Source organism: Streptomyces sp. CBMA156 (assembly GCF_014596515.1).
Lineage (GTDB): Bacteria > Actinomycetota > Actinomycetes > Streptomycetales > Streptomycetaceae > Kitasatospora.
Window position 1 is genome coordinate 1 of sequence record NZ_MSJQ01000300.1, and the last position, 10,066, is coordinate 10,066.

Here is a 10,066-nt window from a genome sequence, read left to right on the forward strand (position 1 = left end):
CCGCGGTGCGCAGCGGCCGGGCGTCGGCGGCCAGCGCGAGCAGTCCGCCGGACGGGCCGGGCAGCGGGTAGGCCCACCAGAGCACGTCGCGCTGGTGCTCCTCGCGGTCGGTGACGGTCAGCCGCCCGATCCAGGGGCGGCCGTCGGCGGTCCGCTCGGCGAGGGTGTCGAAGGCGTCGCAGTGGCGGCGGACGGAACACCGGTCGAGCACCCGGGACTCCACGGCGGGCAGCAGGCCGGCGGCCGGCCGGTCGTGGGCGACCTCGGCGCGGTGGCCGAACAGTTCCTCGGCGGCCCGGCCCCACTGGGCGATCCGGCCGGACCGGTCGACCAGGACGGGGGCGAGCCGGACCAGGGCGGCCACGCCCGCCGGGTGGTCGCCCGGCGTGGTTCCGTCGCCCGCCTGCCGCGGTGTGGGATTGGACTCGGCCACCATGGATCCGCTCTGCTCCCGCCTGGCCGCCGCGCCCGGGGGCGGCCGTCTCTCCGGAGGAAGGCACGCTGTGTGGGTACCAGCGAAGCACGGACCGGGCCGGACCCGACACCGAAACGGGGAGATTCCTCAGGATCGGTTGCGTGTCACGCGCCGCGCGCCGGTCCGCACCCCCGGTTCATCCGGACGGGGCCGGTGGCCACGGCGGTAGGGTGGCAGGCCGGACCGCCCGTACGGGTGGTCCCGCAGGACGCAGCCGGCCGGACGAGACAGAGGCGAGAAGTGAGCGCGCAGAGCCCCGCCCGCTGGACCGACCCGGAGCAGCAGCAGCTGGAGGAGCGGGTCGCCGCCGCCGAGCTGGCCTGGCTCAGCATGGACGTGGACGTGCAGACGCTGCGGGTCGAGATCGACAACTTCGCGCTGATCCACCATCAGCTGCTCGGCCCGCTCTACGCCCGGCTGGACGAGCTGGACGCGCTGGTCGCCGAGGCCGTCGCGGCCCGCACCGGCCTGCCGGAGGACCTGCGCCGGGCCGCCGACGCGCGCCGGCAGGTCGAGGAACTGCCGGACCTGGACGCGCTGTTCGACTCGGTGCGCGAGCAGTCCGGCCGGGACGGGGAGGCGGCCCCGCCGTCGCCCGCCGCGCCGGAGCGGGTGCGGCCGGGCAAGGAGGCCCAGCGGATCTACCGCGAGCTGGTTCGCCGTGCCCACCCGGACCTGACCACGGAACCCGCCGAGCAGCAGCGCCGGGCCGCCTTCCTGGCCCGGGTCAACGAGGCCTACGCGTACGGGGACGCCGTCGCGCTGGAGGGCCTGGCCGCCGAGTGGTCCACCGCGCCGGAGGCCGCGCCCGCCGCCGACGCCCCCGACCGGTCGGACTGGCTGCGCCGCCGGCTGGACTGGCTGACCGCCAAGATCGGCGAGACCGCCACCGAGCAGGTCCGGCTGGAGCAGACCCCGATGGGCCAGCTGCTCGCCCTCGCCCCGCAGGACCCGGACCGGCTGCTGGAGCAGCTCGCCGAGGAGCTGCTGGCCAAGGCGGCCGAGCGGCAGGCCGAGCTGGAGCGGCTGCTCGGCGACGTCCCGGCTCCGGCGGACGGCCGGGCCACCGGGGCCCGCGGCCGGGCGCCGGTGGGCGACAATGACACGCATCCGACCGTCCCCCAGCCTTCGGCTGGGAGGCACCCCCATCAGGAGAGCCACACGATGTTCCCGCAGATCCCCTCCGCCGACGCCGCCGCCGTGCCCGCCGACGCCGCCCTGCTGGACGTGCGCGAGCAGGACGAGTGGGACGCCGGCCACGTGGACGGCGCGCTGCACATCCCGATCGGCGAGGTCATCGCCCGCCTCGGCGAGCTGCCGGAGGAGAAGCTGTACGTGCTCTGCCGGGTCGGCGGCCGCTCGGCGCAGGTCGTCCAGTACCTGGTGCAGCAGGGCCGGGACGCGGTGAACGTGGACGGCGGGATGCACGCCTGGCAGGGTGCGGGCCGTCCGATGGTGAGCAGCACCGGCCAGGAGGCCTTCGTCCTCTGAGGACCGGCCCGGCGCCCGTTGCCCGGTAGGGCAGGATGGGCGCGCGCGAGCGCGTCGGCAGCGGGCCGGCGGCGCCCGCGGACCGGGCGGGGGAGGGCATGACGGAGACGGCGGACCGGCCGGCCGGCGGCCGGGTCTGGTCGCGGCCCGCGCAGTTGGTCCTCGGCCTCGCCGGGGCGCTGCTGGCCGGCGGCACCGGTCTGTTCCTCGCCGCGGTGTTCCTGCACGTCGCGCCCGCCAACACGGTGTCCCGGCAGTACCGGGACGAGGTCGACGGCGTGGTGTACCCGGAGTTCGAGCAGAACTGGAAGCTGTTCGCGCCCAACCCGCTCCAGCAGAACGTGGGCGTGGACGCCCGGGTCCGCACCGTCGCGCCCGGCGGGGCGACCCGCACCCACGACTGGATCGGGCTGACCGCCCGGGACATCGCCGCGATACGGGGCAACCCGGCGCCCAGTCACGTCGAGCAGAACCTGCTGCGGCGGGCCTGGGACTTCTACGACGGCTCGCACAACCCGCAGGACGAGACGCCGAACTCCCCGCGCGGCAAGCTCGCCGAGCAGTACCTCAAGCGGATCGCGCTCCAGCGGATCGGCCGGGAGGCGGACGGCGACCGGGTCCTGGAGATCCAGTTCCGGTCGACCGCGGCCACCGTCCCGCCGCCGTCCTGGAGCGGCGAGACCGCGCCGCCGGCGCCCCGGGTGCGGGAACTGCCGTGGTGGCCGGTGGCGGACGAGGACTACCGGGGGCTGCTCGGATGAACGACGAGGCGGCGGTGCGGGCCGCGCTGACGGACGTGGCGGGGCCGTCGGGCGGCGTGCCGCGGCAGGCGGGTGCCGGGGTGCCGGTGACGGCGCGCCGGGCGGGGGCGCCGCTCGGCCGGGCGATGGAGGCCTTCACCGGACGGGCGCTCGGCCGGCACCAGGCGGCCGTGGTGCGGATCGGCTTCGGGCTGGTCTGGCTGGCCCACCTGCTGCGTGAGTGGCCCAACCGGCGGGTGCTGTACGGCGACCGCTCCCCCTGGTCGATGGATCTCGCCGAGCGGCTGCTGAGCGACAGCGGGGCGTTCACCGTGCTGCCCTGGTTCGGCGGGCGGCCCTGGTTCGAACTGGTCTACCTGCTGGCGGTGCTGGCGGCCCTCGCGGTGCTGCTGGGCTGGCGGACCAGGGCGGCCACGGTGCTGTTCCTGGTCACCGTGCTGTCGCTGCAGAACCGCGACGTCTTCCTCGGCGACGGCGGCGACAACGTGGTCCACCTGATGGCGGTCTACCTGGTCTTCACCCGCTGCGCCGAGGTCTGGTCGCTGGATGCCCGCCGAGCCTCCGGTCGGGCGGCGGCCCCGGCCGGACCGCGGCCCGGGCGGACCGGGGTGGTGCTCTGGGTGGTGCTCGGGGCCGTCCTGGCGGTCTGCCAGTTCGGCGGCTTCGCCGGGGGCAGCCTGACCTGGACCGACCGGACCTTCCCGTACGTCGGCTGGTCGCCGCTGTTCTGGGGGCTCTGGGCGGTGGCCGGGCTCTGGTGGACGCTCGGCCGGCTCCGGCCGGACGGCGAGGTGCGGGCGGTGCTCGACGCGCTGGCGAACATGGTGCACAACTGCGCGATGCTGGTGATCGCCGCCGAGGTGGTGCTGATCTACGCCACGGCGGGCTGGTACAAGGTGCAGGGCTCGCGCTGGCAGGACGGCACCGCGCTGTACTACCCGCTGCACCTGGACTACTTCGCCCCCTGGCCGGGACTGTCCGCGCTGGTCGGTTCGGCGCTGCTGCCGGTCTTCCTGATCTCGTACGGGACCGTGATCCTCCAGGTGGCCTTCCCGTTCACGCTGCTCAACCGGCGGGTCAAGAACGTGCTGGTGGCCGTCATGATGCTGGAGCACGCGGGGATCGCGGTGGTGCTCGGGCTGCCGGTGTTCTCGCTGGCGATGATCGCGGCGGACGCGGTGTTCCTGCCGACCGGGGCGCTGCTGTGGGCGGCGGCGCGGCTGAGCGGGATCCGGCGGCGGTCGGCGGCCTGGGGCCCCTAGGATGTCGCTATGTCCTGGTTCGCCGCACTTCGTGACACCGCGCGGACCGGGCTCACCCTGGACCGGGCGCTCACCGACCCCAAGCGGGCGGTGCGCGGGGCGGTCGCGGTGGCGCTGGTGCTCTTCCCGACCCTCGCCCTCGGCGGGGCCGCGCTCGCCACCTCGGCCGCGATGGGCGCCTTCATCGCCGGCTCGGCCACCTTCCAGCGGAGCTTCAGGCCCCGGGCCAGCCTGGCCGTCGCGGCCGGGGCCGGACTCGGCATCAGCACCTTCCTCGGCTACGTGGCCGCCGGGGTCCCCGGACTGTTCCCGGTGCTGCTCGCGGTCTGGGCCTTCGGGGCCGGACTGTCCTGGGCGATCGGGCCCACCGCCGGAGTGGTCGCCACCAACACCGTCTCGGTGATGCTGATCGTCGTACAGCTCCCGGTCAGCACGGCCACCGCGCTCGGCCATGGGCTGGTCGCCGCCCTCGGCGGGGTCGCCCAGGCCGTCGTCATCACCGTCTGGCCGATCGGGAGTTGGACCGCCCAGCGGGAGGCCCTCGCCGACACCTACGCCGAACTCGCAGACTACGCACGGCGGTTGCGGCAGGACCCGACCGCGCACGTGGACCCGGAGCCGTTCATGACGGCCCGCCACGCGGCCGCCCTCACACCCTGGCAGGACCGGCACCGGCCGCCCGAGCTGCGCGGCCTGCGCGGCATCGCCGAGCGGATCAGGCCCACCCTCGCCGCGCTCGCCGACCCCAAGGTGGGCGCCCCCGAGGAAGGCCCCGGGCGGGACCGGGCCCGGGAGGTGCTGGCGGCCTCCGCCGAGGTCATGGACGCCCTCGCCCGGGCGGTCCGCACCGGCGACCCGGTCCGGCTCCCCCGCTCCGCGCCCTCGCTCACCCTGGTCGGCTCCGACGACGGGCCGCGGCTCCAGGGGGCGGCCAGGCGTTCCGCCCGGCGGCTCGGCGGGCTGCTGCGGAAGGCCGCGGACACCCTGGACCGCAACGACGAGGACACCATCACCACGCCCGTGGTCGGAGCCGGCGGATCGCTGCGCAAGCCGACCATCGCCCGGATGCTGCCGGTCGCGGCGCGGGCCGTCCGGCGGCAGCTGCGGCCGCGCTCGGCGATCTTCCAGCACGCCGTCCGGCTCACCGGCGTGGTCACCGCCGCCTACCTGCTGGCCAGGCTCGTCGGGTTCCACCACGGGTACTGGGCGCCGATGACCGCCGCGATGGTGATGCGGCCGGACTTCGCCCAGACCTACAGCCGGGGCGTGGCCCGGCTGGCGGGGACGGTGGTCGGGGTCGCCGTCTCGACGCTGGTGGTGCAGCTGGCCCATCCCGGGGAGTGGGTGCTGGCCGCGCTGGCGGTGCTCTGCATCGGCGGGTCGTACCTGGCCTTCCGCACCGGGTACGCGCTGACCACCGTCGGGATCTCCACGTACGTGGTGTTCCTGCTCGGGTTGCAGGAGGGGAACCCGCTGGTGACGGCGTTCGAGCGGGTCGGGCTCACGCTGCTCGGCGGGTCGATCGCGCTCGTCACGTACGCGCTGTTCCCGACCTGGCAGACCGCCAGGCTGGGCGAACGGCTCGCCGAGTGGCTGGCGGCGGCCGGGCGGTACGCGGGGGCGGTGATCGCCTGCTACGAGAAGCCGGCGGCGCCGCGCGGACGGGCGGTGCGGAGCGCGCTGCTGGACTCGCGGGAGGCGCGGTCGGAGCTGCTCCAGGCGATGCAGCGGGCCGATGCGGAGCCGGGGCGGCACGAGTCGGGGCTGGCCGGGGTGAGCCGGCGGCAGATCGACCGGGCCAGGGCGGCGGTCGGGGCCCTCGGGCGGGCGGCGGTGCTGCTGGAGGCCCATCTGCCGGCGGGGGACGCGGAACCGGTGCCGGGGACGGGGGAGTACGCGGAGGAGCTGCGGCTGGCGACGGCGCTGGCGGCGGCGGCGCTGCTGACGGGGCAGCCGGTGGAGTTCGGGGCGGTGCGGGATGCGCAGGCGCGGCTGGAGGGGGAGTTGGCGGGGGCGCCGGCGGGGGTGCAGCGGGATGTGGTGCGGGCGGGGGTTCGGTTGGTGGGGCAGGCTCTGCGGGATCTGGAGCGGGCTTTGCGGGGGAGCTCGGTGGGGGAGGGCTTTCGGGAGGGTGGGGTGGCGGGGGCGGCTCCGGGGGTGGCCGCTCCGGGGGCTGGGTGATTTTCGGACTGCCCTGCTCGTGGGTGCGACGCACGACAGGGGTGGCAGTCTGAAAATCACCCGTCACGCCCCTCTCCGGGCCACCCCCTGCGCCGCCCCCGCCCGCAGCGCGTCCCTCTCGCCGGGAGGGGGGAAGGGCGGGTGGGTGGGGGCAGGGGGTCGGTGGGTGGGTGCGGGTGGGGGCTCGCCTTGGTGGGTGGGGGCAGGGGCGGGTGGTGAGGGGGCCGGTCGGCGTGGTGGCGCTCATGGGGGAGGGTGGATAGGTGGAGAGATTTTCTCCGGTTGGTGCGGCGCTAGCATGGGGGAGAGATTTTCTCCGGTTAGGGAGTGGTGGATGAGGGCCGACGCGGAACGCAGCCGGCGCAGGATTCTGGACGCCGCCTGCGAGGTGTTCCTGGAACGGGGGCCGGACGCCCCGCTGGACGCGGTGGTGCGGCGGGCCGGGGTCGGTCCGGGCACCCTCTACCGGCGCTTTCCCGACCGGGAGGCGCTGGTCCGCGCGCTGGTCATCGACCTGTTGGGGCGGCTCGCCGGGGCGGCCGGGGAGGCGCGGGGTGCCGAGCCGGATCCGTACCTGGCGCTGCGCCGTTTCGTGCACGCCGCCGCCGATCTGCGGATGGGGGCGGCGATCGTGGTGCTGCTGGAGCGCCTGGTGGTGGACGAGGAGCTGGTCGCCGTCCGCCGGGGCGCGGTGACCGCTGTGGAGGGGCTGCTGGTGGCCGCGCGGGAGGCCGGGCGGCTGCGTCCCGACGTCGGGATGGGGGACCTGGTGCTGCTCTGCGTCCGGGTGACCCGTCCGCTGCCGGGTGCGTTGGCGGCCCTGGACGCGGACGGCTCGCTGGTCCACCGGCACCTGGACCTCGCGCTGGCCGGTCTCGCCGCGGCCCCGGACGGCCCGCCGGGCCGGGCGCTCGGCTTCGACGAGGTGATCGCCGCCGCCGGACGTCCCGGTGAACCGGTGCCGGAGGCCGCGGAAGAGCCGGCGAAGCGGCCGGCGGGTGAAGTGGAGACGGGTGCGTGAGCGGCATGGACGACGAGCTGGTGCGGGTGTGGCGGGCGGCTGAGCGGGAGCCGGGGGCGGTGCTGCTGGACGGCTTCCACGCGCTGAAGCACGCGCTGCGGTTCGGGGGGGACGTGCGGCGGGTGCTGACCGCGGACCGGGGGGCCCTGCTGGGGTTGGCGGGTGAGCTGGCGCCGGATGTCGTTCCGGCGCTGGACGGGCTCGCGGTGGAGCTGCCGGAGGGGGTGCTGCGGACGCTGGCGCCCCGGTTGCATCCGACCGGGGTGATCGCGCTGGCCGGACGGCCCTCCCCCGAGGCGAACCGGGCGGTGCTGGAGCGGCGGCCGCGGCGGGCGCCGGTGGTGCTGCTGGAGAATCCGCGCAACCTGGGGAACGTGGGGGCGGTGATCCGGCTGGCGGCGGGGTTCGGTGCCGCCGGGGTGGTGACCACGGGGGACCTGGACCCGTGGCACCCGACGGTGCTGCGGGGCAGCGCGGGGCTGCACTTCGCGACCGCGGTCGAGCGGCTGGGTCTCGCCGAGCTGCCCGGCGGGCCGTTGTACGTGTTGGATCCGGAGGGTGCGGACATCCGGGAGGTGCCGTTCCCGGACGACGCGCTGCTGGCCTTCGGCACCGAGCGGCACGGTGTCTCGGACGAGCTCAGGGCGCGGGCCGACCGGTTGGTGGCGGTGCCGATGCAGCCGGGGGTGTCCAGCTTCAACCTGGCGACCAGTGTGGCGATGGGCCTCTTCCACTGGATGTCGGGGAAGCGCTGAGGCGCGGTGCCCTGGTGGGCACCGCGCCTCGGCGGGGTGTCAGGAGAAGAGCCGGCGCCAGGTGTCGGGGCCCGGGTAGCCGTCGGCCTCGCCGCCGCGCCAGCCCTGGGCCTGCTGGAAGGCCTGGACGGCCCTGCGGTCGCTCTCGGTCCAGCGCGCGCCGGGGCCGACGCTGTACGAGCCGCCGAAGCCCTTGCGGACCAGCTGTTCGCCGAGCTGCCGGACATGGTCGTTGTTCTGGCCGGGGCCGAAGTACTGAGTGCCGGGGAAGGCGGGGGCCCCGGTGACGGGCGGCGGCGGCAGCGGGGTGCCGCCCCCGCCCCCGCCGTCGATGTTGCGGCCCTTGCCGTTGACCAGGTAGTCCCAGGTGTCCTTGCCGGGGATGCCGTCGGCCTCGCTGCCGCGCCAGCCCTGGGCCTGCTGGAAGGCCTGGGTGGCCTTGCGGTCGCTCTCGGTCCAGCGCGGGCCGGGGCCCGAGGTGTAGTACGCGGCGCCGCCGCGCTGCACCAGCATCTGGCCGAGCTTGGTGACGTTCGCGTTGTTGGCGCCGGGGCCGAAGCTGCCGGCGCCGGGGAAGGCGGTCGAGGAACTGCCGCCGCCGTTGCCGCCGGTGGACAGGCCGGTGTAGCGGTACGGGACGTAGGAGCCGGAGTTGTTCCAGTACGCGTACGGGGTGGAGCGCTTCTTGGTGGAGGGGCCGGTCTGCTCGTAGGCGATGTACTTGGTCCGGGAGGAGTCGGCCCAGCCGCCGAAGATCGTCACGTGCGAACCGGACTGCGGGCTGGCCGAGTTGTTGTAGATGAGGATGTCGCCGGGCTGGAGGTCGTTCTTGGCGATCCGCTCGGCGAAGTTCGGCAGGGTCCAGGTGGTCTGGCTGCTGTTCAGGCCCCAGGCCATCGAGACGAAGCCGGAGCAGTCCTGGCGGTAGCCGTCCGACCAGTAGCGGCTCATGCTGTACGGCACGCCCTGGTCGACCCAGGTCTGGGCGCGCTGGATGATCTGGGCCCGGGTGAGCGGCGCCGCGGCGGTGCGCGGGGCGGCGAAGGTGCGGGCGCCCGGTGCCTGGCCGTAGAGCCCGCTGACCTCGCCCTGGGGGGTCGGGGCGGACTGGGCGGCGCTGTTCCCGCCCGGCGTGGGGCTGGGGGCGGCGGTGGCGGAACCGGCGGCGGCCGTCCCGCCGCCGATCGCGGTGCCCACGGCGGCCATCAGGACGGCGGCCCGGCGGCGGACGCTGCGGGCGGCGGCGTGGCCGCCCTCGTGGACCGGCGCGGCGTGCAGCCGTGCGCGGCGGCGGGCACTGCAGCCCCCGCATATGCAGTCCTCCGCCGGTTCGACCTCGTCGAACTCCATGAGCGGGGACAGGGGGTCGGTAAGGGTCATGCTCCGCCTCTTTCCTGCGGTCTTTCCTGGTCGTCGCCTGACGACGGGACAGGAAGGGCCTTCCCGGGACTATTCCGCGTGTTATCCGGACCAAAGTCCCAAAGCGGGCGGGGTCCCGTCACGGTGGGTTAGGCCGAACGGGTGAGACCCGTTCGGCTTCCGGGCGTGGCGGGGGTCGGCGGGAGCGGTTAGGGTCCGAACGGACCTGAGGCGCGGTCAGTGCGGAATGGCGGTCGAGTACTCGGGTTCCGTCCAGGTCAGCGGGGTGGCGTCGGCCAGCTCGACCACGCCGGTGACGGCCAGTTCGACCATCCGCTCGGCGCCGGGGACGCCCCGCCGGGCCTCCTCGGGCCAGTCGGTGCGGGCCTCTCCGGTGACCAGCAGTGCCCCGCCGGTCTCCCAGTCGGGCAGCAGCAGGCCGGCCCGCGGGTCCAGCTCCAGGTTCCCGAGCGTCAGGAACATGCTGTTGCCCGGGTACTCGGGCCAGCGCAGCCGGTCCGGGGCCACCGGCGCCAGGAAGCCCGGGTACCCGCCGCGGTGCGAGGCGTCCACGCTGCCGTCCGGCCCGGTGCTGGCGACGAAGAAGGTGTCCGCGGTGGCCACCGTCAGACGCTGGGCGGTGGTCAGCGCCCGGCCGGTGGCGACCGCGCGGGGCGGTCCCGCGGCCGGGCGGTCCGCCGGGGTGCGGCGCTGGATGTACTTCGGGCAGTTGGCGACCACCTCGTCGGCGTGCACCAGCA

Annotated in this window: 9 protein-coding genes; 6 read left to right on the top strand and 3 right to left on the bottom strand. The window is 75.6% G+C overall.

Annotated elements, in window-relative coordinates:
* A partial coding sequence (locus BU198_RS26355) for a PAS domain-containing protein (protein ID WP_188299371.1) occupies positions 1–436 on the bottom strand: 436 nt, incomplete at its 3' end.
* A 279-nt stretch (positions 437–715) separates the two neighbouring features.
* On the opposite strand from BU198_RS26355, the gene BU198_RS43940 reads away from it, so the two are divergent.
* From BU198_RS43940 to BU198_RS26385, 6 genes are all read left to right on the top strand, one after another.
* Positions 716–1,966: a rhodanese-like domain-containing protein gene (locus tag BU198_RS43940; protein WP_188299372.1), complete on the top strand. Its 1,251-nt coding sequence runs from the start codon at positions 716–718 to the stop codon at positions 1,964–1,966.
* Between the two features lie 98 nt (positions 1,967–2,064).
* A complete protein-coding gene (locus BU198_RS26365) occupies positions 2,065–2,727 on the top strand; it encodes a DUF5819 family protein (protein ID WP_188299373.1) in 663 nt (220 codons plus the stop codon).
* Positions 2,724–3,989 carry an HTTM domain-containing protein gene (locus BU198_RS26370; protein WP_188299374.1) on the top strand — a complete coding sequence of 422 codons (1,266 nt, stop codon included), beginning with the start codon at positions 2,724–2,726 and terminating at the stop codon, positions 3,987–3,989. The genes BU198_RS26365 and BU198_RS26370 overlap by 4 nt, the downstream gene beginning before the upstream one ends.
* A 9-nt stretch (positions 3,990–3,998) precedes the next feature.
* Positions 3,999–6,170 carry an FUSC family protein gene (locus BU198_RS26375; protein ID WP_188299375.1) on the top strand — a complete coding sequence of 724 codons (2,172 nt, stop codon included), beginning with the start codon at positions 3,999–4,001 and terminating at the stop codon, positions 6,168–6,170.
* Positions 6,171–6,504: 334 nt separating this feature from the next.
* Positions 6,505–7,191, top strand: a complete 687-nt coding sequence (locus tag BU198_RS26380) for a TetR/AcrR family transcriptional regulator (RefSeq protein WP_223244959.1) — start codon at positions 6,505–6,507, stop codon at positions 7,189–7,191.
* A 5-nt stretch (positions 7,192–7,196) separates the two neighbouring features.
* Positions 7,197–7,946, top strand: coding sequence for a TrmH family RNA methyltransferase (locus tag BU198_RS26385; RefSeq protein WP_188299378.1), 750 nt, complete (start codon positions 7,197–7,199; stop codon positions 7,944–7,946).
* A gap of 39 nt (positions 7,947–7,985) precedes the next feature.
* Here the strand turns inward: BU198_RS26385 and BU198_RS26390 are convergent, their stop codons facing one another.
* Positions 7,986–9,326, bottom strand: coding sequence for a peptidoglycan-binding protein (locus BU198_RS26390; protein ID WP_223244960.1), 1,341 nt, complete (start codon positions 9,324–9,326; stop codon positions 7,986–7,988).
* A gap of 216 nt (positions 9,327–9,542) precedes the next feature.
* Positions 9,543–10,066: pyridoxamine 5'-phosphate oxidase family protein (locus BU198_RS26395; protein WP_188299377.1), on the bottom strand; the 524-nt coding region annotated here is incomplete at its 5' end.